Genomic DNA, 25,486 nt, shown 5'->3' with positions numbered 1-25,486 from the left:
TAGTTATTGCGAAGAAGTATCGCTTTTTCCGGTCAATTGGATATTTTCTGGTTTGGGAATCCCTATTTCTTCAAAAAATTTTGTGAGGGCTAAACTCCACAGCGTTGGATATAGGAATACGAAGTGACCATCTCCTGGTATCGAAGGCGCTAATAGTAGGTCCGCCTTACCGCCAGCATCTGTATACACTTTATAGCTAGTACGGATAGTATTTACAGTAAATTTGCTATCGTCTTCTGCATAGATCCAGATTGACGGGATATGTGTAGTCCTTCCGAGTTCTTCGAACCCAGCTATCATTGTTGGATTGCTATAGCTTGCAGCCTGTCTCAGATTCGCGTCGGTTCGACCGCCAGAAAAATTGACCGCTCCAATAATTCCATCAATATTTTGACTGGCGATATACATTGCGGCGTAGGCACCTGCAGATTGCCCGCCTATGATGATTTTATGGGTGTCGATCTCTCGCCGATTTCTAAGGTAGTCAATCGCAGGCAAAATACTATCTGTGTGAAATCTTGCAATGTAGAGTGGGTCGCCATCATTGGGGCCGTGCCCGGTCGGGTAAACTCCCTCAGAAAATCCAACCCCTGGACGACTTGGAAATGCTACCGCAATTCCATATTTTAGAAACTCATACGCAACTTGCATTATGCGTACCCTTACTTTTTCTTTCATCTCAGTAGATGCAGGCAATATGTCACCATGATTGAATATGAAAATAGGAAACGGACTGGTTCCTTCTGGGAACATCAATGTCATTTCCAATTGTTTTTTTCCTATCATTCCCGGTGCTTCGTAATGGACGATCTCTTCATGCCATGCAACTTGCGGGTGCGCATAGCCGATATTTTTGGGGGCTTCCTGACCATTGCACCAATTTGCAACCGATTCTGTAAGTTCTTTATCCAAGCCGTGCAGACCGTATTGGGACAGTAGATTACAAGTCGGACTGAGTTCAGTTTCGGCATAGCCTGCAGTTATAAACAAAAAATGGTTTTTCTTAGCAACAAATTGTGCTTCATAAGTGGGGGAGCGGAAGCATTTTGATGTTGGAGTCTGAATCAATAAAACAGGTGATTTCAAATTTCCCCATTCATGTGTTCTACCAAAAATAAAATCTCCATTCAGAATAATTGTTTTGCGCACATCTTCAATTGAATCTAATGCATCGAGAGTAGGTATTGCGGTATTTGAATAAACTCCTAGATCTATGGGAATGTCTGGATACTTATTTTTTAAATATTTTATGGTTTGTATCAGGTCTCTTTTGAATTCGCTCGAACGTACTTGAGGATATCTGCCGTTAGCATCGCTGGCTACATCAGAAAATGCAACGACAATACCCTTATCATTCAGGTTGGACGATATTCTTATCCAAGGGGTATTGGCTCTCAGATGAAGATTGATTGCAGATTTATTATCTGCAGATGCATACAAAAGAATACTCTTAATGGGAATGTTTGTAGACGGTTCGCGAACGGCGACATCAATGCTAGCATCCCCGATATCGGTCATTTTTTGTAATGGAATTGTGTCGACTTTCCATGCACTTATTTCCTGCCTAGTGGATTGAATTTGATTAGATTCAGCAGTTGGTTCAACTGCTTGAGTTGGGTTTGTGAATACAGTAATCAGTCCAGAGCAGGAAATAATTGTAAATATTTTTTTTATTTTTTCTGTGGAAAATAGCATATCAACTGTTTATGTAAATTTATAAAATTTATATTTATTATTGTATGTGATTTAATTTTTTGAAAAGTTATATTTTTTAAGGAAAGATGGTCGGGTGGCTATAATATTTTCGGAGCTAAGGATATTAATTTTGGTGGGTGTGAAATTTTTTCTATAATTAAATCATAAATGCACAATGTCGTAAAATTATATTTTTACAACTTGGATGAGCCCTACCAAGAAACTCGATTCGTCGCGCCGCTAGCGGCGAGCTGTTATTTATCGGCCCGGAACCGGCCCTGCGTCTGCAATCCTTGCGCAGCGTCGGGTTGTTCGATGGTGGACCGGCGCAATTGGGAGCGCCAAGGTTGGCGCAGCTAGCACTGTTCATCCTGCTGGCGCGTCGGGCTGAGCAAGCAGGCGCTCAATTCAGTTAGGGTCTGTGGCAGCAGCCAGGCATATTTCATGACGAGACTGGGCTGGCGGGTATGTGGAAGTTGATTAAGTCGCGCACCTTGCAGTCGGTGCCAAACGATGCCGACCACCAATTGGTCCGCAGTCTCAAGTAATGATCTCAATCACATGACGATCGGCACTTTCAAATAATCTGCCAGATCAGTCATCGCAGATTTGATAGCCTTATGCGAGTAGGTTGAAGGGTATTCAGAATCGTGATCTCGAACCAAGCCATAGACATCCGCAGTCGTGAAATCACACTGATCGTCGACCGCGATGATTCCGATCAAAAAATCCGACGCATCAATTTTTAAAACGCGCAGCATCAAGACGTTGGGAACTACGTTTTTTAGCTCTTGAACCTCTGTCAGATCATAAAGCGCAACTCCTCCAAAATCGACTGGCATCGGATTATTCCTTACTGACTGAGTTGTAAGCGGATTCCGTCCAGCGTCAGACACTTAACACCGTTGGAATATTCTGGGTATCTGTTTTCTTATGGCGAACTCAATCCATCAGAATGGTCGCGCGTCACTGAGTGGAAATTCTCCGAGAGCCGTTGCTGGTCTGCAGAACGGCTTACATCGGATTCGACTAGCTTGAGCACTTAGTGAGGAGAGAAATTGCATAATGAGAAACATTGTTATTTATAAACTATTTTTCTCTGAAAGCAAGGTCTTGTTATCAATCTTTTATTACAAACGCGAGGTGTCTCTGATCTGCTGGACTCAGCTGCCGGCACTGAGCATACGTACCTCAGTCTCACGCCGGGTCACCAAGCCAGGCAAGACTTTACCGCCAGCGTAGATCCAACGCCGTAGCTCTTGCGCCGCAGCATTCCAGTCACGCTGATTGACTCTGCGACGAAGAGTAGACGTCTGCAGCCGCCCGGCCCCCAGGTTAAAACAAAAGTCCACCATCGCAGCTAATCGCTTCTCTGACTCGAGCAAGAGAACAGGGCAGCAGCGCAAGGTAGCTGCAAGCGCCTTATCCAGATCAGCAAGCAGATACGCATCAGCTTCTGCCTTGGAAATGGGCGGATGATTCGCGTTGCAAAGATGACCATAACCTATCGTCCAGAATCCAGCAGGGCAGCGGTAGGGGACAACCGTAATGACGCTACCGCGTCTGATCCTGCGTTCGAGTCCTTCAAATTGTTTAACCAAATCAGTTGCTGTTTGTGGGACTGCGATCATAGTTTTACCTTGTCAAACACACGCCCGAGAAACCAAAAATTCAATACGCCGGCCCATAGCGCCTGATCTGATTCAGTCCAGGCATGCACGATGGCAGTAATCAATCCTGCGCCAGCATTGATTGCTGCAACGAACACTGCGGACTTTGCTGCACAGTACAAGGCCATCAGCCAATAGGTAATCACAGGTCGTACACTGGAGGAGAGTGCATCCACCCAGCGTACGGTGCTTGATTCGCCTTGCGCGCGTATGGCTTCACGCAGGCTGGCCAGCGCTCCCGTATTCCACGCCGCATCTGCATTCGCACCGATCTCAGCCATACGTTGCGCACCGCGCAGCTTTTCGAATTCGAGTGCCTTGTCCTGCATAGCCAGTTCATGATGGCGCTCGCCCTGACGGTCCAGCCATTTGAGTAATTCTGGTGCTAACCGGAACACGCCTCCGAGCAGTCCCCCAAAAAGTGTCTCGATCACTATTCACCTCTGTGTATTGTTAATTTATCTAACGCAAATGCCGTGCGCTCCGGAGGTCTGCCCGGAGTAAGTTCTGCTCTCGTTCGTCCTCTATAAACATCATCTATTTAGCTTGTATTGCCTGAGAGTCGTCGATCATTCGCTCAAAAGAAATGGAATGTCTCTGCAGGCTAACGACACCATTGCGGTCCGCTTCAAGTTCAATGCGCAAGGATGTATTGGGCCTGCCCAATCCGGACTCGGTAGTGTCATCGGCCAGGCTATAGCTCTGACTGGCTTCGCTCAAACCACGGTAGGTACGGCACAGCTTGCCGGTTTCTCCATAGATGCGCAGGGTGTAGGTCACACCGGGCTCAGGCCCGATATGTGAATAGTTTTGTGGCACGAGGTTCACTGTTTGGCTCAGCCTGTCACGGTGAGACCAACTGATCAACAGGTCACCTTTGACTTGCTGCGGGTAGGACAGACCGTTAATTCTGACGTTGCCGGGCGGGTAGGGACGGTTTTGTCGGCGCTGCATGGTGAGTGAGTCAGTTGGTGCGCTCTCCAGTGCCAACGATCCTTTACCTGTGACGGTGAGCAGCCGTGCATTGACGTTTTCTCCTGCTGCATACTCAGTCTGATCCGTACCTTGGGTGCCATCGGCAAACCAGATCCGGCTGCCGTTTGCATGCTTAACCGGTACCGTGTCGAGAATTCCTCGCCCCAACGTCAGACTGCAACTGATGGCATTGAGCGCGCTGATCTGAACAACTTCGTTGCCGATGTAGGCATAGCTGCCGACGGTCACCAGATCGATATCCAGTTCACTGTGGTAGCTGGCGATACTGATCGTCTCCTGTGACAGTGCCGTAGCCAGCACAGCAGTCGGACAAAACTCGCCCTGTCCGCGTTGCTGATAGCCGGTCGCTGAGCTTGTCTTGCTGTACAGGTCATAGTTCATCGCGCCGGGAGCCGGACGCACACCGAAGCTCTGCATGAAGCAGGTGCTCGCATCCAGATAATCCAGCTCGGATGCTGACAGCGCATGGACCAGATCCCAATACGGTGCCTCGGTCAGTCGCCGGTGAGGCATGACCGACGGTAGCGGAACAGGATCAATCCAGCCGCTTGCTTGCGATGCGGTATAGGCCGCTGAAGGTAGCCCGAACACATCTTCGACCGCATCAATACTGATCGTGCCGTTGGTCAGTGTGCCGCCGTCTATGGTGGCAATCCGCATGACTAAACTATTGATACCTAATGCCGGCCATTCGAGCTTAAAGACGTCACCCGGCGTTAAATTCCACGCGGAGCGGTTGACCTTGAGCCTGACGGTGGCCAGCGGGTTGGAGACTGCCGCCAGATCACGCATCGCTACGCGGGCAGCGAGCTGGTCTGAACAGATTCCCGGGTAGCGCCGGGTCTGAGAGACCACGGCACTCTGGGCCTGAATATTGGCAATGTCTTGTACGGTGATACTCGTATCTTTGAAGTTGTCTGGATTGGTATAGATGAGTACGACTTCGTTGGTTGTCTCGCCCCAGGCGGCACGCTGATAGCTTTCCAGTTCGATGACATTGCGCGCATTCAGGACTGGAAGCCCGGCAAGTTGGTAGTCGGCTCGAATCAGTTTCAGGATGAAGCGTCCTGTGGATGGTGAGGTAGTGAGTACAGCGCCGATATGATCGATCACTTCTTTGACGAACTGCTCGATCTTGCTCTGTTGTACCCAGATCAGGTTGAGCACGAATTCTTCCCGGAAAAGCTTATCGGCAGCCACCCGGAACGCCTCTTCATCCATACTGGCTGCGGGATAACCCATGCCCCAGGTATCATTGGTCAGACATTCATAAATGATGTGGGCTGGGTTGGCCGCTCCCTTGATTTCTGCCTGGGCACCGTTCCATTCCCGCATGCAGCGTTTCACGCGTATTGCCCATGGTTTGATATACGGATTATTGGCAGCAATGTAGAGCTGGCGTAGGATCAGGCTGAGCACGCCGCGATAGGCTGGCTGGGGGCGGCCTATCTTTGACTCGAGATAGTCATTTGGTAGCTGATCCGCTGATCCAAACGCGACATCGACTTTGCCGGAAACGCCACCTTCACGTTTGATGTCGCCGAACAATCCGGGGGCGCCGATGTGGATCTGGCCGCTGGTGCCGAGCTGGCCGCTCCAGGCGATATTCTCTCCGATCTGAATTTCGGTGATGGCATCGACCGGACCGTGGCAGATCACCAGATGCATGCCAAGGTAGTAGCGGTAGCCGATGGTCTGGGCTTTGCCGTTAGCACCCATCGTTTTCCCATGCCTGAGTTCTTGACCTGGCCACAGCGACGACTTCTTCTGCCATGCCGTCCCGAGTTGCCAGCAGTGTCGGGGCAGGGAGTCCGTGATCGAGGAAAACGCACCAGTCGAGCTGGTGTCTTTTGAACCACGCTCTTGCGCCCCGGTTGCAATAGCCCAGACTGCGCATGTCGCCGTGGGTAACCAGGATATTTTTCATTTCTTTCCTCCGTCAGATTTAATCGGCGTCGTCCGTAAATCACCGTACCAGACCACATTAGCGCTGCGTACCAGGACGGTACCGAAAACCACCGGTATCGGACGACCTTCATCCGCCGTCGGTGCGTCTAAGTCCTTGAGTTCAGCCGCTTGCGGTTGCGGCGGCTTGGGTTGTAGTGCGTACTGGATCAGTGCAGTGACGATCCATACAGCGATGTAGCTCCAGGGCATCTCAATACTTAAACGATCTGAATTCAGTAAACGGATCCGCCACCAAAGGGATTTTTGGGGGGAATAAAAGGGAAGCCGCCGAAGTTGGCGCTGTTCCCAAATTTGGCGTCACAGGTGCTCAGTGTGTGGTCGCAACCGGGATACAGCAGGATGGAATCACCCGAGGTGAGACTGGGCGGTACCGTGGACAGCGTGATGAGATCCCGCGTATGGGCGACGATCATGCGTTTCTCGGTCAGGCCACTGGCGGCCCATGTCGCAAAACCGCCCGCAAAATGTCCCTCCGGATATCCGGCTGCGGATGGCACGTTCAACACCACGCCTTCTATCCCTGCGACCTTGGCCGGGAGACGCACAATCACCGAACTGACCTGACATGACGTACCGTATAAAACATGCGGGCAGTTGCGCTGATAGAGCCGGCGCAGACCGGTCCGCTGCAAGCTGGTATAGACCGGCTCACAGTTCATTTCCGCCTCGCTCCCGCGCCATTCCACATTGAGTACACGTCCCATCCACACCGCGATGGCTTCTGCATCGTGACGGTGCAGGCGGTAGATGGTGAGCAGGGTGACCTCTGACGGTGGTGTGGCAATGAATGTGCGTACGATCTCGGCATCACGTGTCATCGAGATGCGCAGACCCGCGCGGCCCATTTCGCCGCTTTGATCGATGCTGCCGCGTTTCATCGGGATCGCCAGATAGCGCGAGGAAGCGTAACTGGTATCCTGCGCCGCACTGGTATAACACCAGGAATTGCCGCCCCGGCGGAATTCGAATAACTCAACCGGATGACCACCATCAACAGATGCTTCCTTGTCAGCGTAGCTCATCAATCCTCTCTCAGACTTTGAAGGGAAATGGAGGCCTCTGCTAATGCATCGGTGTGATGACAAATTTCGACAGCATCGCTGTCCAGACGCACCAGTTTCATAAAAGACACACTGACGATTTCCTCCGGCAACAGTGAACACCCCAATGCGTGGTCAATGGCGATCTGCTCGGCACTTGCAGACTGCACGCTCGAACCGGTAATGCGCCGGTAGTAAGTAGTGCCTGAGAGCGTCGTGATCATGATGTCGCGTCGTCCGGCAACTGCCGGTACGTTTGTGGTGTAAGCCCTGTTTTCTACCGTGATGGCAGCATCGAAGGCACTGATTGGACGCAGTACCTTCAGGTCAGCTAGAAAGCTGGGTAGCCAGAATGCGCCCAGCCTTCCTGCACGATTTTCTAACCACGTGCGAAACGCCATGATCTGGGTGCGTCCGTTGAGGAACCAGTGGTGAGTACGACGTACTGTGGCAATCCCTGAGAGGTCGTCAACCATCCTTCGGCCGGTCAGAAAGTCCAGCTCCTGACACTTGCGAGAGTAGTCAGACGCAATATCCTCAGCCCAGTTCGAGGGCGTGAGTAACACCGGATAAGCTCTGTAATCGGGTGTCTCCGGCAGATTGGGAAGCAAGTATTCATCTTCAAACTGAAAACGGACCGTAGCCTGAGCGATGGCGTTACTGAGGTAAATCAGGCCAAGTTCATTCTGAATGCGAGCGGGTAAGACCGGCAGAATTTTACTGCCTGTTGGCCAGCGCTGTATCAAGGGACTTTTGATGGTCACTGACGAAGGGAGGACGTCGGTAATCTCGGCAAATTCATACGCCATCCCGCACACCAGCCCCAGTAATCCGCCGACGGTCAAATTTTTACCTGCTGTTGTGAGTGCAATGGATGTGCTGCCAGCTAGGAGAGGTTCTGTTGCGAGGGCTACGTCGGTCCAGACCGGCAGGCCAAATATTTTGGCCTGCCAGGAAAGGAGCAGATTTTCTAAATGGACCCGTTCGCTGTCGCAGCCGACCAGGACGCTATACTCAACACTGCGTCTGGGACCAGCCCGCAGCCGCACGCGTTGTTCATGGCCAGCATGAGACTGCATCACATCAGTAAGCCACTCCAGGCGTTCAATGACTGGTCGGGTCCAGTTCGGCGCAAAAATCCAGGCAACGATACGACGTCCGCTGGCGCGCAAGCTGGCTGTGCCATGTGAGAACGTGAACAGAAAAACAGCATTCACGGTTGGTGGCCCGTCAGGTTTGACTGACAGCGTGTAAATCCGGGACTCATTGGCCGCAAACCAGGTTGGGGCAGGGATGGGGCCAAGTAGGCGCATTCCCTGCGCTCCGGTACTGACGGATGACATCAGGTGATTCGGTGTCAGTCCGGCATTCCAGATCTCAATCGTATGACTTTGCTCAGAAGCCACACTTCCGAGATCAATCAGCCCGGGCCGCAGGTGCATCCGAAAATAATAATCTTCGAAATAGCCAGGTGCCAGACGACAACGCAGTTGCCGCCGCGCCGGCACGCTGATCTGTGTCTGCCGACGGTAAGTGCCGCGCACCGCAGGCGCGGTGTCACTGGCAGCGAAAGGATAAATAGCGATAAGCGAATCTGCGTCCCTGCTCAGGTTCGGATTATGCGATCCGCCTTGTGGCCCGCCGATGCGTGCGCCCATCAGGACTGCCATGACAATGTATGTTCAGGGGCCGTCGTAGCGGACAGCGATGGCGATCGTCCCGGAGTGCGTCGCATCTTTATAGGCTGATGTGCTACGGCTCACGGTATTCTTGCGATATACCGGGGCGATAAACCAGCGTTCAGCACCGATCGTCAAGATTTGTCCGTCACTGATGTAATCGTTACGTAGCATCCTGAGATGCGGAAGTTCTGCGGCCAGTGACCAGAAATTAGATGGTTGCGCCACCATGATGTGGAGGCGTATCAGTACAGCTTCTCCGTTCCAGGCATTGGGTTGTGTCATCAGCAGAGGAGCTGCGGTAATCGAGGCACGGGCGTTGTTCGGATTGGCACTGTAGTAGCCGACTGAGTTATTCCACCAGCCGTGTCCATTGACGTTCAGGTAAATTGAACTATTTGGTACGCCGCTACCATCATTGGGCTGCCAAAACGGTGCGCCAGAGGTATGTCCGTAATAACCGCCGCTGCTACTGCCATCGACGTTCAGCGCGATACCAGCCTGGATTTTCATATCAGAAGTGGTGCTGCCCCATTGCCACACTGCATTGCCTAGCACACCAAAACTGTTCGCCTGACCCAGTGCCAGCCACTGCCACCACATCAGTTGGTAATTCACCGCGACAATGATCTCATCAGGCGCGGTATGCACAAAGATATGGTAGGTCAGTGGGTAGCTCAGCAGTGTATTGCCGGCATAACCGAGGCGATCAGTGATCCCTGTTTTTTGAGGAGCGGGAGAGACCAGTGTGTTGCCCGAATAACCGATAGCCAACTGGACCAGAAGATTGCAGTCACTGGACGTCAGCTGTCCATTGATGTCACCTTTGCACAGTATGTGGTTGCTGTTATCCCAGCGCCAGCCATGATCGGTAGCGAGACTGACTACGGCATTACACAGATCTGCGGCGCTATTGGCGATTCCGGTGACATAAGGCATCAGGAAAGCTCCAGTGCGAAGTAGTCGCCAAACGAGGTTCGGCTGACGTCTTGCAGGACTACATAGTTTTTGCCATCAATGACGAGGGTATTTTCAGAGACATTGTTAAATCCCGTGATGTGGTAAATCCCATCGAGCACACCGTAGATATTCTTTGCGTCATACAGAATGACCGGGTACAAAGCGTAGGTATCTTCTGTCGGTCGGCAGTTATGGGCTAATATCGGCAGGACCCATGATGCGTCGGTTGGTGAGCACCACGGCGTTGCCTGTGGCGTCTTCCAGCTGCCATCGTTGAAATGCATGCGAAGATTGTTGCGTTGACCTTTCCATGGCATGGTGTGGGTAATTTCCGAGTAGCGGGTGGCCGACACGGTGCTCAGCATACCTGCCGCGAATAAAGGCTGGGGATATTGGCCGGGTGATGCATACGGAAAAAATTTACCAATCCCGAACGACTCATAGACCGGTGTACCGACTTTCATGGCCACATTCAGGCGCTGTCCGTTCACAGCGAGCCAGTAGTCGATACGCAGATTATGGGCCGGTACCCCGAGTACCGGTGAAATTCCCGGCTGGGTCAGAAATGCATTGGCAGCGACATAACCTTTCATGGTGGCTACCGCCAGATTGTAGTAATCCGCATCATGGTCCTGATAGCAATAGATGCCGCAAAAGATTTGTTCACGACTGGACAAACCCGGCGCCATCATAATCAGTTCGTGGAGGTTACTGTCATAGCGCAGGATGGTCCAGCCTTCCGTCTGACAGGCATCCCGGATTGCTTCGAGCATCTTGAAATGCGCCAGCATCATCGTGTTGTCAACATAATCAATGTAAGCTGTCATGGTGAGTCTCCTTCAATTTAGCCAAGTACCTGCCGGACGGCACCGGCGTTACGCTGCAAAATGTTGAGAATAGTTTTTTCTCCTGCCGATGAGGTCAGATAATCGGCAGCCATTGCCGGATCAATCACATTGACGATACGCATGGACTGACCCGTCGTCTGTGCCGGGGAAGACGCGGGCGCAGGCACTAGTCCTCCGGCAGCAAACTTCCGTATCGGACCGGCCACCTCAGGGCCTGTGGACAGACCATTGATGCCCTGCAAAAATGCCACGCCGACCCGTTTCACTGCTGCGGCATTGAGAACGTATTCCCCTGCAGATAAGCGCGCCGGAACCGAGTCGCTAGTCGATGTGCCGGGGCCGGTCACCAACCCGCCACTGGCGAATCCTTTGAGTAAGGATGAGAACAGTGCACCCATTCCACCCACGCTACCAGCACCGCCAGTAACACCTGTGCCTCCTGGAGCGGCCCCGAATAAGCTCCCGATCAAGGCATCGGCGAGTTTTTGGGAGGCGATACGATTGATCGAGGTAAGCACGGACTTGGTAAAACCGGCAAAGGCATCCTGCGCAGACTTGGCACCGCTGCCGAACTCAGTGAACATCTGCGTGAGTCCGTCGTGAAGCGAAGCGTCAATTGCCACAGCGACCTGATCCACGACCAGTCTGAGCTGTGTAATTTCGTTTTTCCAAGCCTGAACGTGTGTCAGCGCCTGCGGGCCGATGGCGGCCGCACTGGCTTCAAGTTGTGGCAATAATGCCTCGAGTGCGACGCCTGTTTCCCGGTGTAACGCCAGGATTTGTGACCGTGCCTGTGACTCGCTGAGTAAGCCGGATTGCCGCTGCAGGTTGATGGCTTCCTCGCTGGCGCGCATGCGGCTGAGTGTCTCGTTGAACTGACGCTCGTAGGCGGCCAGATCTGCTGCCGCCACTTTGACATCAATGAGCCGGGATACGGCGGCTTGTCCTTCAGTATCTCCCTCTGCCTGCAAGCGTTCGATCAGTGATTGATATTGGCGTCCGATAGCATCTCGTCTGTCCTCTGCGGTGGCTGTGCCGGTGAGATCGCGTAATTCTTCGCGGACACCTCTAGGCTATGACGTCGCCAAGCGCCTGCTGGTCGTCAACGAGGCTGAAGCTGCATTGGTAAGGCGTGTCTTTGAGGACATGCTGACGGTTAGTTCGCCGACCAAGATTGCCAACAGGCTCACGGAAGAGGGGATCACCACCAAGGCCTGGACCACGCAAGAGGGGCAAGTTCGCCCGGGCCGACGTATCAGCACGAGGTATGTGCAGAAGCTGTTATGTAACCGTGTCTACCTGGGTGAAATGCCGCATAAGGGTACCTGGTACCCGGGAGTACATCAGGCCATCATCGACCCGGAGTTATGGAGCCGGGTTGAGACGTTAATATCCATCGATGGCCATGCGCGGTCAGTAGAAACCAAAATCCGGTCACGCTCTGATGCGCTACTGCGCGGCCTGCTATACACGCCCTCAGGGGAACGGATGTATTCGACCTACTCGCGCAAGAGCAGTGACAAGAACACACGCAAGTATTACTACTACGTATCAAAATCGGAGGCGAGGTTCGGTGCCGCTGGTAAGAGTCACCAGCGTCTTCCTGCGCCAGAGATAGAAGCTGCAGTTGTTGCCCAGATCCGTTCAGTTCTTACAAGCCCAGAAGCGGTTGCAGCAGTAGTGAGCCATATCCAGCGCAACGGCGCACAAGTCGATGAGGCGACGATCGTGCTTGCAATGGGCCGACTCAACAATGTCTGGGATCAATTGTTCCAGGTAGAGCGCCATCGCATCGTGAACCTGATGATTGAGCGTATTGATCTGGTTCATCTTGGAGAGATCCAGGGGATCAAGGTGAAATGGCGTGAGCTGGGCTGGAATACACTGATCGCGGAATTCTCTTCTGGCAGTATCGGTGCCGAACTGCTGGAGGTCGATAAATGATTAGCAAGGATATGCCAAGCTTTGTGCCACTGACGTTGCGTCGTCGAGGCATAAAACACGTGAATGCCGACAACCGTGTTCATGACGCTACGTTGCTAACCGGCGTAGGCCGTGCTTTTTATTGGCAGTATTTGCTTGATACAGGCGTCATGCCGAGCGCTCGGGCAATTGCCAGAGCCGAGAATCTGCACCACACCGTGGTTTGCGAACTCCTGCGTTTGACTTTACTTGCTCCCGATATTATTGAGCAATTCATGACAGGGGAACAGCCACGGAGCTTGACGTTGACGTGGTTTCAGCGGTGTTGGCTGAAGGTCGACTGGCATGTCCAGCGACAGCTTATTGCCAGCTTTGAGGAAGATGTATGAGTTTTAAGCATCGAGGGAAAATTACAGGTAAAGCTATGGCGTATGAGATACCACTGCCAGCAGGCGGAGTGCAGATTGAGACATTTATGCCATGGATGCTGGTGCGACGAGAGGTGAAGAGGGCGGTTATTACGCCGTTGGATCCAACACAGGATTTGGCAGGTAAGGTGAAACGAACGCGACATCTTGACGAGTATAGTGATGTTAGCCGGATCCTAAGAGCAGTAGGTCTCTCACATTACTGGCAACGCTTACTGCATGATGGAGCTGTCAAGTCGGTGACCGAGATCGCGGCTGCTGAGGGTCTTGATCTGGGTAGGGCCAGCAGAATAGCCAGATTGGCACAGTTGGCCCCTGAACTGATTGAATCTATCTTAGCTGGTCATGAGCACTTATACGGTAGTCAGCTTTTGCGACGAAAAATATCGTTCTCCTGGCATGCCCAGTGCCAACTACTGCCGGCCTGTCGAGGCTGAAAATGGAGCAATTTCACTGTGCGGCAGGCTTTACACATGCTCGTCTGACTTGTCACTAGGGGATAGTTCAAGCTCTGTAGCTAGCGCTAATATTTAAAAGGACTTGTTATCGATAAGGCACAAGTCCTTTTTTGTTTCGTGTATCGCTGGCCATTCAACTAATCCACCCGTATTTCAATGTTGTATTCCAGCTATTTTTCGAGTGTAAGTTTTCGTATTGGTGGAAAATATTTTCAGTTGCTATAATCTAAGCGCACATACACAAGCTTTTGCATACTGTTTTGATTTTCTATCATTTTACAACTGCTGTCGGTGCACGAGAAATCGTCAGAACAAGCGAAATTCAATTGGGCAGACTGCCCGCGTTTGAAAAAGAGCTGTCCGCACGATCCGGAGTTTCGCTTACAACGTCGGACCAACCAGATGGGCATGGTCTTCCAGACGGAAGAAAAGTCAGCGACCAAGAGTTTCAATATCTACTGAAGAATGCACCGGCCAACTTCGCTTTGGATCCAGATGGCAATGGGGGCTATTTTTGTGTAGACCACACGGAAGTTAGGCTGGAAATCGACATCCCCGATGCTCTTTGGGGAGAATATAGAGTTAAGAGAGTCATTGACTCATATGACCCTATTCAGCTCCTAGCAATGGACGTTACGGCTCATTTCCCATTAGGCGTGTACAGTGATGAGGAAATGCTTGAAACAATCGAGTCATTGCATACTGGAAGACTTGTTGCTAAGTCACCTACGTGGTGGTGGTCAGAAAAGGCAATTCCAATTTCTATGATCAAGACTGCAGCGATAAAATTTCAGGGACAGTACCAAGTATTACTGGCTGAAGAGTTCATCGCTGAAGTAAGGGCTTCGCTCGCCGATTAGACTTGCACTTACAATTCGTAATCAGGGAGCAAGTCCTCGAGCCAGTATTCAAAAAGACTATTGTTATAAATTAGAGTTAGCTAAATTATTTATCGCTAGGTTCTGCTTTGTTTTTTAGCGAAAGTTTTACATTGAATTGCGATTTAAGCCAATCAACCAATAGCTGTTTAGCATTACTCTCTTCAAGAACATCTTGCATAAATTGCTGTTGTAATAGTTCTTGAAGTGGGGATCCCTAGCTTTTGCGTGCTAAATACGTGCTAAGTCAGAGACAATTAAAGAGCACCCCTACAAACAAAAAAGACCACGAAAAAACATTTAGTATCAATGTCTTACGTGGTCTTTGATGGTCTTTCGTACTACCGTGTTTTGGTGGAGCCGGCGGGAATCGAACCGGGGACCACGAGGTCTTTAAAAATCAATGAGTTACGTTAGGGTTACTGAACCCTGTGGAGCATAGTTGTGTAACAGCTTGGAGTACGATCCTACCAGATTCCAGATTCCAGATTGCGTTGACGGGGGCTCATTCTTGCTCACGTTTCGGCAAACAGCATTTTGAAGCATGCATTCATTCCACTTCTTGCAAATGCGTTTTGTTCTTGGAGCTTTGTGATGATAGCCGCGAGTCGATCTGGCTCGTTTGCCATTCCGTGTAACTTGTTATCTAAGGCTCGCTGTCGAGTCGCAGCTGGAAAAGGAGCGTTGATAGCACCCAGCGCTATTAACTCCGCCTCCACTATATCCTGCGAGTTCGCATTTCTTAATAACTCAGCTTCCAAATCGTCAGGCCAAATCCAGCAATTTGCCTTTTGTAGAAGTGTCCGATAGGTTTTCACGGCACCTTGTTTCAACGCTTTCTTCAATGCAGTACGTTCCGCAACAGTTAATCCCCCCGATGAAGTAATCAGGTTTTCGACTGCTGAACCATCGAATTGAGCCATCAAGGGTGCTGCTGCATTTAATTCATCAATGAACGCGTGGACAGCTTTCGCCGCTACTTTCCCACGCTTCCTATCAACTTCAAGTTTTGATAGCAGAAGCTGGGCCGCTGCTAACAGGTCTGGCTTTTCTATGGGGGTCAACGGCAAGAAATGTGGGACCGCGCTTGAGAACACCGAGTCCCAATCAAAGACGGCACGCCATTCCACCTTCATCAAATTGAGAATCTCACAGAACTGAGCTACCCGATCTTTTCCGCCTGCCGTGATAATGAGAATATCGGCCGCGTCAATTGTCATTCCTTGGCGCAACTCATATAACGTTTGTAAGACTGTCCGATCCGTGGCACCTTCGACCACGATCACTAGTTTAGATAGCAATGGTTCAATACATTTCAGTCCGTAGGTTTCGGTGATGTAATGGAGTGTCTTCGGTGGGTACTTCGCTAAGAGGTTATCAAGAGGAAAGTAGGTCGTAGCATTACTTTTGATTCCGAGGCGTTTCAACTTAGTCAGTTCAAAATGGTTCAAAAGATATGGTGAATGGGTACTAAGGAGTACTTGATGTTGCTGACTCAACTCAATGAAATCGTCGGCTACACAACGAATCGTTGATGGATGCAAATGATTGTCCGGCTCTTCGAACATAAACAAAAGGCTACCTTCATAGGTGCTCCCGAGCTGTTTGAAAAGGTCCATGATCACTGTGCTCTGATGCCCGGTTCCCACAGAACTGAGGGGTATTTGGACATTCGCACGTTTCACCTTAAGGGATATCTGGGACGCCAGTGCATCTATTTCCATGCTGGAGAAATCTAGCTCAATCGTAGAATCACTGAGCAATTTGGATACACCGACGGAACTGTTTGATAGCACCAAACGGGCTTTGCGTTTAAAGAAGTCTTCAGCTTGTGTGCGTAGTCCATTAACGTTCCCCGCACCTTTTATTCGAAGAAGCGCTTCTTTCAGTAACCTTCTAAAAGGTTCAAGGCCGCCAGCATTGAGATCACGAATTGGAGGGACATACATGATCTGGAATCTACTCCTTAGGAGTGCAAAGTCCTGTGGGGTAGAAGAAGTTCCTATTTGTCTTGTGGTTGTTCCACTACGTAGGTACTTGAAAACGCACTTCAAGGTTCCATCCGCTTCTGCAAGCGCAGCCAAGATAGGATCACACTGCGAAAACGTCAGCTCAATAGAGATCGAAGTGCGTGCCCCAGTCCTCCATTGAGTAATGTTTTGGGCGATATCAGACGTACTAATCGTTTCCTGCAATGCAAACTGAATGGCCCGCATCACGTTCGATTTGCCGCAACTATTCGGGCCGCACACCACTGCCAGACTGTCGAAACTCAAAGATAAATCCTCAATGGACCGGAAGTTTCTTATCTTGACCTTAATGAGCTGCATGCCGTCCCCTTATTATTGATTTTGACTAATCCCCAGCGACATTATGAACCATCCCTGCGCGAGTACTATAACGAGGCTCGCCCTCACTCCGCATTGCAATGGATGACACCTACGGAATTCGCCCGCCAGTGCGTCATCCCGGCCGATGCGGCCACCCCTGAAGAGTGAGGAGTAAGGTGGTCTGGCTCAGTTTGGGATTGGGTTGCATGTCCCTGGGCAGTTGTTAAAACAAACTGGCAGCTCGTGAGTCAGCTCGAATGGCTGATTTTGTTGCTGAGTGTACAAGAGAAAAACAGAGAACGGAGAGAGGGAAACGCCATAATTCGTCTCAAAACTGAGTCATGTCGACTAGTCATGTTCAAGAGAACAATCCGGGATGTCCCGCCAGGACTGGCGCTACGGGCAAAAAAAATCCCAACCACAGGTGGTTGGGATTTCGAGTTCTGGTGGGGCGTGAGTGGCTCGAACACTCGACCTACGGATTAAGAGTCCGCTGCTCTACCAACTGAGCTAACGCCCCTCTCTGTTTGAGAGAGCACGCATTATAGGATGAGGTTTTTAGCTGTGCAAGTGTTTTTTAATACTTTTGTCATAAATTATTGTCTTCCCGCATCGCAGCCACTCGTCACAGCACTTTGCGGGGGTTACTTTTTCTTGCTCTCATCCTGAAAATTGCTCTTGATCCCGTTCACCCACGATTTGGCGGGTAATTTGGTTGCTGCCGTAATTGCTGCTGCGCGCTCATAGAGCGCCGGGAAGTCTGGCGCAACGGCGTTTTTGAAAGCAATGGCGACGACGTTGCCATCGTGGACTTCAGGCAGCGAAATCACCTGGTCGAAGGCATAGCGCATTGCCTTGAGGTTTTTGGCATAGCTTGGATGGTCGCCAAACAGGTTGACCGTCATCACGCCATGCTCGCTGAGACTGTCGCGACAGGCGGCATAAAACTCCGGGGTATCCAGTACCGGGCCGCGCGCTGTCGCGTCGTAGAGGTCAACCTGTAGCGCATCGATGGTGCTGATACGTTTGGGGTCATGAATGAAGTCGTTAGCATCCATTTCGAGAATGTTCAGACGTGCATCTTCTGGCGGTAGCTTGAACATGCTGTTGCAGATGGCAATCACGGAAGGATTCAGCTCCACCGCCGTGACTTGTGCCTGCGGGAATTGACGGTAGCCGAACTTGGTCAATGCGCCCGTGCCGAGGCCGAGTTGCACAATGCTGGCAGGCTGATCGTTGAAGAGCATCCAGCTCATCATTTGCTGCGCATATTCGAGTTCAATCCAGTCCGGCTTACGGATACGCATCGCGCCTTGTACCCATTCCGTCCCAAAATGCAGGAAGCGCACGCCATCCTGCTCGGACAGGGTCACCGGCGCAAATTTGGGCTTGCGGGTGGTGCCGGTGCTTGCGCCTGTTTTTGGTTTCGACTTTTCCTTGGCTGCGCTGGGGCCGGGGCCAGCCTTGGTATTGGCTTGCGCCTCAATGGATTTTCTTTTGATCAACATGACGGTGCCTGAATTCGAATTGCCGAATGATACCTTGCCGCGGCATGGTCCGGCGCAGCTAATGCAGCTCCGGCTGTTGGGCCGGAGTTGCGTTGTCATGTTGTCTGATGTACCTGGTATTGTTGCTTAGACGTCTGTTGTTTCTAGCCTTGTGCTCAACTCGGGGTTAGCCAGCTCACCCGGCGCTGATCGTGAGGCGGCTCGGCCTGGCAAGCTTGAAAGATGCGTTGCTGGGCGTGCGATCCCTTGCGAACTGAAGGCATAGGAACCTGGCTGACTTTCTGGCGGCGGTAACAGATCGTTAGCGCTGAGCTTGAAGATTCTGACGATCTGGTTCAGTCGGCCAGCCTGATCCTGTAGCGATTGGGCAGCGGCGGCGGCTTCTTCCACTAGAGCAGCATTTTGCTGGGTCACCTCATCCATCTGGGTAATGGCCAGGTTGATCTGTTCAATGCCTTCGCTTTGTTCACGATTGGCCGAGGTCATTTCGGACATCACCTCCGTGACACGTTTGACTCGTTCAACCACTTCTTGCATGGTACTACCGGCTTGTTCTACCAGTCGGGTACCGTTCTCGACGGTTTCTACCGAGGCATGAATCAGACTCTTGATCTCTTTGGCCGCACCGGCGCTGCGCTGCGCCAGATTGCGCACCTCGGTGGCGACTACCGCAAATCCTCGGCCCTGTTCGCCAGCACGGGCAGCTTCGACTGCGGCGTTCAGTGCCAGGATATTGGTCTGGAATGCTATACCGTCAATGACACTGATGATATCGACGATTTTGCGTGAGGAGTCGTTGATCGCACCCATGGTATTGACCACTTGGCCCACGACGCTGCCACCCTCGACGGCGACGGCAGAAGCTGATTCGGCAAGTGTGTTGGCTTCGCGGGCGTGGTCGGCGTTCTGTTTGACGGTAGCGGTCAGTTGTTCCATGGCGGATGCTGTTTCTTCTAAAGATCCGGCTTGTTGCTCGGTTCGTGAAGAGAGATCCAGATTGCCACTGGCAATTTGCACGGAGGCGGTCGCAATGGTTTCTGTGGCCAGACGGATGTCCTTGACAGACTTGAGCAAGTTCTCTTGCATGTGGCGCATGGAGAACAGCAGGCTGCTGTTGTCGTCGTTGCGGGTTACCACGGATACGGTCAGATCGCTGTTGGCAATGCTGCGTACAACCTGCGCTGCGTATTCAGGTTCGCCACCGAGTTCGCGATAGATATTGCGGATCAGCAGGGCACCAATGGCCAATGCCGCGCTCAGGCCAATGATCATGCCAGCCACCAGCCAATTTTTGATGACGATGTAGCGGTTGCTTGCCAGACCGTATTCATCCTTGGCGACGTCGACCTGAATCTGGCGCAAGGCAGAGATTTCTTCGGTCGTCGGCTTGACCAGATAGTCGCTTTGGTGCTGCAGCCGGTTGACAACATCGAACTTGCCATTTTTTAACGCATCTACCGCCGGGATGAACCACTCCTTGAGCAGTTTGGCTTTGTCGATAGTGAATTTTTGTGCAATCTGACTTTCCTCTGGTGTCAGATAGGTCGCCATGTAGTCATCCCAGGTCTGATTGATTTCAGCATCGTTTTTTTCTATCAGAGCGATCTCTGACTTGAGCCAGTCAGCATTAGGATTGAGGACGGCTTCGGCTAATGCGAGACGGTTTCTGACCATGAGCCGGTCGATTCGGGATACCTGTTCGAGTGCCACAGTACGGTCTTCATAGACCGTTTTGAGGCCCTGATTTGAACGGTACATCCCATACAGGCCAATGCTGGTGCCGCCTACCGCCAATAAAATGAAAATGAGTCCCACCACGCTCAAGCGTGCCTTCAGCGTCAACTTCATGTTTTTACCCTCCTGTGGTCAATACATGCTTATAAGCAGCCAATGTGCAGCCAAAAAGTAGTCAATCAGTAGCTTCGATAAGTAACCTCAGCTCTCTAACAACATCAATGGATAGCGATTCAGGAACAATTGCTGGTCGCGGAAAACGCTGGAATGCGAGCGTCTGCGGTCAGCATGGGTCTTAGGAGAGTGGCACCGGGCGAGCCAGTTGAGGGCGGTGGCAAGCAAACAGGGTAAACCTGGGCAGAGCATGCAGAGGATGGAGTGTTGCATGACCATTTTCCTGGTTCTCTCAGGCTATGGTGTGGAGGGGAATGAACAAGTTTTTCTGTAAGTCAATACTCTCGTTGATATGCGTTCTCGAGCGCTTTACCTCAATGACATCAGTACCTTTACTGTGGCACTGGGCGACAAAGATGACTGGCGTTATCACGGCGATTACTTTCCTGTTCTTGTTCTGTTTTTGTGCAGGATGTTTCATCCTGGTGCATTTAGTTTAGCTCTGTTTTTATCGATGACGGAAGTGCTGGCGCTAATTTGGGGTGTCGGCGCAACACTTGATGACGCGGGGGATTAGGAGTGGTTTCCTTGTGGAAACTGATGGGGTGCTTGCCCCATTAAAGATCATGGGCAGTATCTTTAATGTTCTAGTTTGGTGCGTTTTGCTAATGTCATTTCGGTATTGCTAAGTGTGAACCGGGATCTTATTTCCTGAAGAAAATAATGTCGTAGAAGGCGCCCGAAAAACCGCCATTGAAAATCAGAAACTCCATGGCCTTGGCGAACAGAACGATGGCAGCAAATACCAGTGCCAGTTTGAGGACGAAGAGAATTTTCTTGAGCATGTTCGCAAGTTTAGCTGATCGGGCCTGTGCATTGCAGGCAGGATTTCGTCAACACAGTACTGACCAGCAAGCCGGCCAAAAAATGCCGGCCGACATGCCGATCATGAAGCGTGACACGAAAAAATTAATGCGTCAGTGGTTCAGCAGGGAATCCCATCTTGCCCAGAAATTCAGCGACGACCGGCGACCAGATATTGATGCCGCCGGCGAACAGGAAATGACCGTTTTCTTTGAATGCTGGCATCAGATGGTACTCGGCATTGCCGCCCGCTTTGACGAAAGCGGCGTGCCAGGCTTGGCTGTGATCAGGATTGAAGAAGCGATCATTTTGAGTATAAATCCACAGCATTGGTACCTTGGTGGTCGCACCGAAATGGCTGTACATTTCTTCCAGCTTTTGTCCCTGGCAGGGGATGCCGGGGTGTTTGTCTGGATCCCCACCGGAGCCACCTGCAAAATTGATGGCAGCGACTAACCCATCTGGATTCTTGGCTGCCGCAGCGGTGGTGGTGTAGCCGCCGACTGACTGGCCGACCAGAAGTACCCGGTGCGGGTCGACGTAGGGCTGTTGTTTGGCGTAATCCAGTACTGCCAGAATTTCCTTGCTGGCGGCTTCAGCCATGGGGGCATAGTCTGGGGAGACGCAGTTGCCGCTAGTTTCCGGGTCAAAACTGGTACCCATGGCACCGTAGCCAATGCGGGTTGGTACAAATACCGCAAACCCCCGACTGGTGAAAAAACGGACTTGTGCGGTATAGCGGAAGCGCGGTGGTTCACCATGATTGCTGACGCTGCGGCCATGGTTGAGGATCATGATAGGGAAGGGCCCGTCACCATCCGGCTTGAATTGAGTAATGGTGACTTTACCACTTGCTTCCCGACCATACATATCCTTCACGGACACATCGATGGATGCGACGGATTCGTGCAGATCGGTGGCATAAGTCTCGGCTTGCACGTGCAATGACAGCAGGCTGAGTAGTAAAAGCAGGTAGCGCATGGCGGTTATTTTAGGAGGAAAAGAACAGCGAAATTAGCACATTTTGTGGCTGCATGTCTCCTTCAGTGAAGGGCAAGCAAAAGGCGTGTAGCGTCCATCTTTCCGGCTTCAGGTCAGCAGCTGTTGCCAGTTGTTGTTAGTTGTTGCCACATGTCGAGTTTCTGGGCGAATGATAACGTCGCATATGCCGAGCTGCTTGACGGCAGTAGCAGTATCCGGAAATCTCTGGCACGCTCTCCCAAGGTTTTCATCCCGATCCTGGCGGCAGTGCCGCCATTGAATGCAATTGTCTTCAGTTCGGGCAGGGTATCGATCAGCGCAGGCAGGTCGTTGTGGGTATGCTCTCGAATGTCACTGTCGAGACTGCCTCTACGTCGTGCATTGGCAATCACATCCCACAAGCCTATTTGATGGACCAGTAAGGTTGATAATCGCGCTGGATAATCCAGCGTCGCTAGTTCTACTCCAATCGAATCGCCCACCAATTTCCAAAACTTATTTTGCGGATGGGCATAATACTGCTGCTGCAGCAAGGATTTGTCGCCCGGCAGGCTGCCAAGGATAAGCGTGTGGGTGTGGGTATCGACGACAGGTGGAAAACTCTGTTTGGAGGACATGTGATGATCGCGCGGACAGATGCCGACGGTTAAAGTCTGTCCGTGATTATCTATCAGGAAGATGGCAAATTAAAAGTTACAGGCTATCGGTGCGAAGCCATGTCTGTCGTTGGGACAGACAATAAAGTCGAAATCGATATTGTTAACATCGCTCTTAATGAACTCCAACCAGTTCACCATGAATCGCCCCCAGCTTGAAGACACTGACCGTGTTGATCAGATGACTTGATTGCTGACGCAAGGATTGTGCGGCGGCCGCGGCTTGTTCGACTAGTGCTGCATTTTGCTGCGTCATCTCATCCATTTGGGTGACCGCCAGATTGATTTGTTCCAGACCGTCACTCTGCTCTTTGCTGGCTGCAGAGATTTCGGCTACGACGTCGGTGACGCGTTTGACGCTGGTGACGACCTCATCCATGGTCGTGCCGGCCTGAGCGACCAGTCGACTGCCGTTGTCGACCTTTTCCACCGATGCATCAATCAGTCCCTTGATCTCCTTGGCTGCGGCGGCACTGCGCTGGGCCAGACTGCGTACTTCGGAGGCGACGACTGCAAAGCCACGCCCCTGCTCGCCGGCCCGAGCAGCCTCAACAGCGGCATTCAATGCAAGAATGTTGGTCTGGAAGGCAATGCCGTCAATGACGCTGATGATGTCGACAATCTTGCGTGACGATTCGTTGATTTCACACATCGCTTCTACTACTTGCCCGACGACGCTATCACCCTCAATGGCAATCGTGGATGCGGATAACGCCAGTGTATTAGCTTGCTGTGCATTGTCCTCTTTATGTATTGATCGTCTTTTCTATCCTTGCCAGCAAGGTGCCTACAGTAGCGGTGTTTTTCTCTAGGTGGTCGAGGTACAGATTGAGCTCCTGCTGATTGCGTGCCAGTATTGCGTTCCTCAAGTTTTGGGCGGAGATGTTGACCTGGTCGGCTGTGGCAGTAGCAAGTGTGACTTTGACCTGGCGATCGCCGACGATTTCTCCCGTTGCTTCGCTGGCTCGCAACAGGCTTCTGATACCTATGCCTGCGATGATGCACATGATGAGAATCAATGTGCCAAAACTGAAGCCTAGTCTGGTGCTGATGTTGATATCGGTTGATTTCATTGCTTACTCCGACAAGTTTTGCGACCTTTGGGAGAACACTGATTGATGGCTGGCAATGCGTCTGTGTTTCCCCGCGAATAGATGTGACAAATTTGGCCTATGCGGCGAACTTCATCTTTGGGGTGAGTCCAGTCAGACTGGGATCACATCCGAAATCGGGGTAGCTGGCATCGACGCTGTACTCCGCGCTACACTATTGCTCTGAACATCCGGCGTTCTCGCTGTGCTATTGCTCATTGAATCGTGAACAATCAGATAAAGGTGGATTAATGCAGGGGAAAGTCATTATCGTCACAGGAGGTAGTCGTGGTATTGGTGCCGCAGTTGCGCGCGCGGCTGCACGGCATGGCTACGCTGTTTGTATCAGCTATGTGAGCAACAGTGAGGCTGCCGATGGCGTCGTACGCGACATTGAGCAAGCCGGAGGCAGGGCTATTGCCGTGCGTGCCGATGTCGCCGTGGAAGCTGATATCAATTACCTCTTCGAGACCGTTGACCGGGAGTATGGGCCGGTTACTGCGCTGGTCAACAATGCGGGCATCCTGGAGCAGCAACAACGGGTCGAGGTAATGACTGCGGAACGCATCAATCGGGTATTGCTGACGAATGTGACGGGTAGCTTTCTGTGTGCCAGAGAGGCGATAAAACGGATGTCGATCCGGCATGGCGGGAGGGGCGGTGCGATCGTGAATCTCTCATCGATGGCAGCCAAACTCGGTGGATCGAACGAATACGTTGATTACGCCGCTTCCAAGGGAGCAATTGATGCGTTTACCATCGGCCTGGCACGTGAAGTGGCAGCAGAGGGAATACGTGTGAACGCTGTGCGTCCAGGACTGATTCATACCGATATTCATGCCAGTGGCGGCGAGCCTGGCCGCGTCGAGAGGCTCAAAAGTGGTGTGCCAATGCAGCGCGGTGGCACGGCACAGGAGGTGGCTAACGCTGTTCTATGGCTGCTTTCTGACGAAGCTTCCTATGCAACAGGAAGCTTTATTGATGTTTCCGGTGGGCGCTAATTCCTCTGCGGATTGTATCCATGAATACCTGATCGATTCTCGATGCGATCTGTACAGTTCTTGATAGCGCCACAGTTTCACTCCTTTAAAATAGCGGCCGTTTATGCGCCGAAGTTGGCTGGTAGATTGTCAATTATTGCGTCTTCTCAACAGCCTTGTTACCCACGCTAAGTGGGCTATTTTCTTGGGAGTTCTCGTATGAAAAAACTGTTATTGATCGCCACCGCAGCGCTGAGTATCGCTGGCTGTGCCGTTACCCCAAACTCTTCGAATGTCTATAGCGCACGCCAGACTCAGGGTGAGCAAACTGTGCGTATGGCTGTGGTCGAGTCTGTTCGCAACGTCACCATCGACAAGGGTGCCAGTGGTGTTGGTACCGTTGCTGGGGCTGCATTGGGTGGTATTGCGGCAGGTTCGACGATTGGTCGCGGCAATGGCGCATTGGCCGCCGGTATCGTCGGTGCATTGGCCGGTGGCGCCGTCGGAAATCAGATCGAATCAAGCAGGGCCAACCGTCCTGGTCTTGAAATTACTGTGCGCCTTGATAGTGGTGAATTGCGTGCCATTACGCAGGATGCGGATGAAATGTTTCGCGTCGGTGACCGTGTGCGACTGTTAACAGCTGGCGGCGTGACTCGCGTGACACACTGATTGCTGCCGCCTG

The 25,486-nt window shown here is 51.7% G+C and carries 23 protein-coding genes, 1 tRNA gene and 2 pseudogenes; 6 read left to right on the top strand and 20 right to left on the bottom strand.

All coding sequences use genetic code 11. From position 1 onward, the window contains the following. Positions 1 to 3: 3 nt before the first annotated feature. The 11 genes from FHW66_RS05545 to FHW66_RS05495 form a co-directional block, all read right to left on the bottom strand. Positions 4 to 1,695: a S9 family peptidase gene (locus FHW66_RS05545; protein WP_183378773.1), complete on the bottom strand. Its 1,692-nt coding sequence runs from the start codon at positions 1,693 to 1,695 to the stop codon at positions 4 to 6. A 557-nt stretch (positions 1,696 to 2,252) separates the two neighbouring features. Beyond that, positions 2,253 to 2,537, bottom strand: coding sequence for a hypothetical protein (locus FHW66_RS05540; protein WP_183378772.1), 285 nt, complete (start codon positions 2,535 to 2,537; stop codon positions 2,253 to 2,255). A gap of 321 nt (positions 2,538 to 2,858) precedes the next feature. Further along, complete coding sequence (locus FHW66_RS05535) at positions 2,859 to 3,326, bottom strand: lysozyme (RefSeq protein WP_183378771.1); 468 nt, start codon at positions 3,324 to 3,326, stop codon at positions 2,859 to 2,861. Then, on the bottom strand, positions 3,323 to 3,799 hold the full coding sequence (locus FHW66_RS05530) for a hypothetical protein (RefSeq protein WP_183378770.1): 477 nt from the start codon (positions 3,797 to 3,799) through the stop codon (positions 3,323 to 3,325). The genes FHW66_RS05535 and FHW66_RS05530 overlap by 4 nt, the downstream gene beginning before the upstream one ends. A gap of 103 nt (positions 3,800 to 3,902) precedes the next feature. After that, positions 3,903 to 6,080, bottom strand: a complete 2,178-nt coding sequence (locus FHW66_RS05525) for a phage tail protein (protein WP_183378769.1) — start codon at positions 6,078 to 6,080, stop codon at positions 3,903 to 3,905. A gap of 204 nt (positions 6,081 to 6,284) precedes the next feature. Continuing rightward, entirely contained in the window at positions 6,285 to 6,518 is a 234-nt protein-coding gene (locus tag FHW66_RS05520) for a hypothetical protein (RefSeq protein WP_183378768.1), read from the bottom strand. Positions 6,519 to 6,541: 23 nt separating this feature from the next. Next, a complete protein-coding gene (locus FHW66_RS05515) occupies positions 6,542 to 7,351 on the bottom strand; it encodes a phage BR0599 family protein (protein ID WP_183378767.1) in 810 nt (269 codons plus the stop codon). Beyond that, the gene (locus FHW66_RS05510) at positions 7,351 to 9,039 is read right to left on the bottom strand and encodes a hypothetical protein (RefSeq protein ID WP_183378766.1); all 1,689 of its coding nucleotides are present in this window, start codon (positions 9,037 to 9,039) and stop codon (positions 7,351 to 7,353) included. The genes FHW66_RS05515 and FHW66_RS05510 overlap by 1 nt, the downstream gene beginning before the upstream one ends. 12 nt (positions 9,040 to 9,051) lie before the next feature. Further along, positions 9,052 to 9,987: a hypothetical protein gene (locus FHW66_RS05505; RefSeq protein WP_183378765.1), complete on the bottom strand. Its 936-nt coding sequence runs from the start codon at positions 9,985 to 9,987 to the stop codon at positions 9,052 to 9,054. Beyond that, positions 9,987 to 10,835 carry a hypothetical protein gene (locus tag FHW66_RS05500; protein ID WP_183378764.1) on the bottom strand — a complete coding sequence of 283 codons (849 nt, stop codon included), beginning with the start codon at positions 10,833 to 10,835 and terminating at the stop codon, positions 9,987 to 9,989. Before FHW66_RS05500 ends, FHW66_RS05505 begins: the two co-directional genes overlap by 1 nt. 17 nt (positions 10,836 to 10,852) lie before the next feature. Then, positions 10,853 to 11,827, bottom strand: coding sequence for a hypothetical protein (locus FHW66_RS05495; protein ID WP_183378763.1), 975 nt, complete (start codon positions 11,825 to 11,827; stop codon positions 10,853 to 10,855). A 94-nt stretch (positions 11,828 to 11,921) separates the two neighbouring features. Between FHW66_RS05495 and FHW66_RS05490 the strand changes: the two are divergent. The 3 genes and pseudogenes from FHW66_RS05490 to FHW66_RS05480 form a co-directional block, all read left to right on the top strand. After that, positions 11,922 to 12,800: pseudogene (locus FHW66_RS05490) on the top strand (recombinase family protein); the annotation flags it as partial. After that, positions 12,797 to 13,168, top strand: coding sequence for a site-specific recombinase resolvase (locus FHW66_RS05485; protein WP_183378762.1), 372 nt, complete (start codon positions 12,797 to 12,799; stop codon positions 13,166 to 13,168). The pseudogene FHW66_RS05490 and the gene FHW66_RS05485, both read left to right, overlap by 4 nt. Before the next feature lie 757 nt (positions 13,169 to 13,925). Continuing rightward, a complete protein-coding gene (locus tag FHW66_RS05480; RefSeq protein WP_183378761.1) occupies positions 13,926 to 14,525 on the top strand; it encodes a hypothetical protein in 600 nt (199 codons plus the stop codon). Between the two features lie 533 nt (positions 14,526 to 15,058). Here the strand turns inward: FHW66_RS05480 and FHW66_RS05475 are convergent. Further along, positions 15,059 to 16,873: an ATP-dependent endonuclease gene (locus FHW66_RS05475; protein ID WP_183378760.1), complete on the bottom strand. Its 1,815-nt coding sequence runs from the start codon at positions 16,871 to 16,873 to the stop codon at positions 15,059 to 15,061. Positions 16,874 to 16,930: 57 nt separating this feature from the next. On the opposite strand from FHW66_RS05475, the pseudogene FHW66_RS05470 reads away from it, so the two are divergent. Next, a pseudogene (locus FHW66_RS05470) lies at positions 16,931 to 17,041 on the top strand (integrase core domain-containing protein); the annotation flags it as partial. A 276-nt stretch (positions 17,042 to 17,317) separates the two neighbouring features. Here the strand turns inward: FHW66_RS05470 and FHW66_RS05465 are convergent. From FHW66_RS05465 to FHW66_RS21180, 8 genes are all read right to left on the bottom strand, one after another. Next, positions 17,318 to 17,393, bottom strand: a tRNA-Lys gene (locus FHW66_RS05465). A gap of 124 nt (positions 17,394 to 17,517) precedes the next feature. Continuing rightward, positions 17,518 to 18,381 carry a spermidine synthase gene (locus FHW66_RS05460; RefSeq protein WP_183378759.1) on the bottom strand — a complete coding sequence of 288 codons (864 nt, stop codon included), beginning with the start codon at positions 18,379 to 18,381 and terminating at the stop codon, positions 17,518 to 17,520. Positions 18,382 to 18,507: 126 nt separating this feature from the next. After that, the gene (locus FHW66_RS21110; RefSeq protein ID WP_183378758.1) at positions 18,508 to 20,229 is read right to left on the bottom strand and encodes a methyl-accepting chemotaxis protein; all 1,722 of its coding nucleotides are present in this window, start codon (positions 20,227 to 20,229) and stop codon (positions 18,508 to 18,510) included. Positions 20,230 to 20,933: 704 nt separating this feature from the next. Then, on the bottom strand, positions 20,934 to 21,074 hold the full coding sequence (locus FHW66_RS05450) for a hypothetical protein (RefSeq protein WP_183378757.1): 141 nt from the start codon (positions 21,072 to 21,074) through the stop codon (positions 20,934 to 20,936). Positions 21,075 to 21,198: 124 nt separating this feature from the next. Continuing rightward, positions 21,199 to 22,074, bottom strand: a complete 876-nt coding sequence (locus tag FHW66_RS05445; RefSeq protein WP_183378756.1) for a S9 family peptidase — start codon at positions 22,072 to 22,074, stop codon at positions 21,199 to 21,201. Positions 22,075 to 22,187: 113 nt separating this feature from the next. Further along, positions 22,188 to 22,691, bottom strand: coding sequence for a DNA-deoxyinosine glycosylase (locus FHW66_RS05440; RefSeq protein WP_183378755.1), 504 nt, complete (start codon positions 22,689 to 22,691; stop codon positions 22,188 to 22,190). A 154-nt stretch (positions 22,692 to 22,845) separates the two neighbouring features. Continuing rightward, the gene (locus tag FHW66_RS21185; RefSeq protein ID WP_370543515.1) at positions 22,846 to 23,421 is read right to left on the bottom strand and encodes a methyl-accepting chemotaxis protein; all 576 of its coding nucleotides are present in this window, start codon (positions 23,419 to 23,421) and stop codon (positions 22,846 to 22,848) included. A 55-nt stretch (positions 23,422 to 23,476) separates the two neighbouring features. After that, complete coding sequence (locus FHW66_RS21180; RefSeq protein WP_255458833.1) at positions 23,477 to 23,803, bottom strand: MCP four helix bundle domain-containing protein; 327 nt, start codon at positions 23,801 to 23,803, stop codon at positions 23,477 to 23,479. A 269-nt stretch (positions 23,804 to 24,072) separates the two neighbouring features. On the opposite strand from FHW66_RS21180, the gene FHW66_RS05430 reads away from it, so the two are divergent. Continuing rightward, the gene (locus FHW66_RS05430; protein WP_183378754.1) at positions 24,073 to 24,822 is read left to right on the top strand and encodes an SDR family oxidoreductase; all 750 of its coding nucleotides are present in this window, start codon (positions 24,073 to 24,075) and stop codon (positions 24,820 to 24,822) included. A 198-nt stretch (positions 24,823 to 25,020) separates the two neighbouring features. Further along, positions 25,021 to 25,473: a glycine zipper 2TM domain-containing protein gene (locus tag FHW66_RS05425; RefSeq protein ID WP_183378753.1), complete on the top strand. Its 453-nt coding sequence runs from the start codon at positions 25,021 to 25,023 to the stop codon at positions 25,471 to 25,473. The last annotated feature ends 13 nt before the right edge of the window (positions 25,474 to 25,486 follow it).

This window comes from Herbaspirillum sp. Sphag64 (assembly GCF_014192645.1).
In the GTDB taxonomy this organism is placed as follows: Bacteria; Pseudomonadota; Gammaproteobacteria; order Burkholderiales; family Burkholderiaceae_D; genus Herbaspirillum.
Note: the sequence above shows the minus strand (reverse complement) of the source record. Positions and strands in the feature narration are given on the sequence as shown.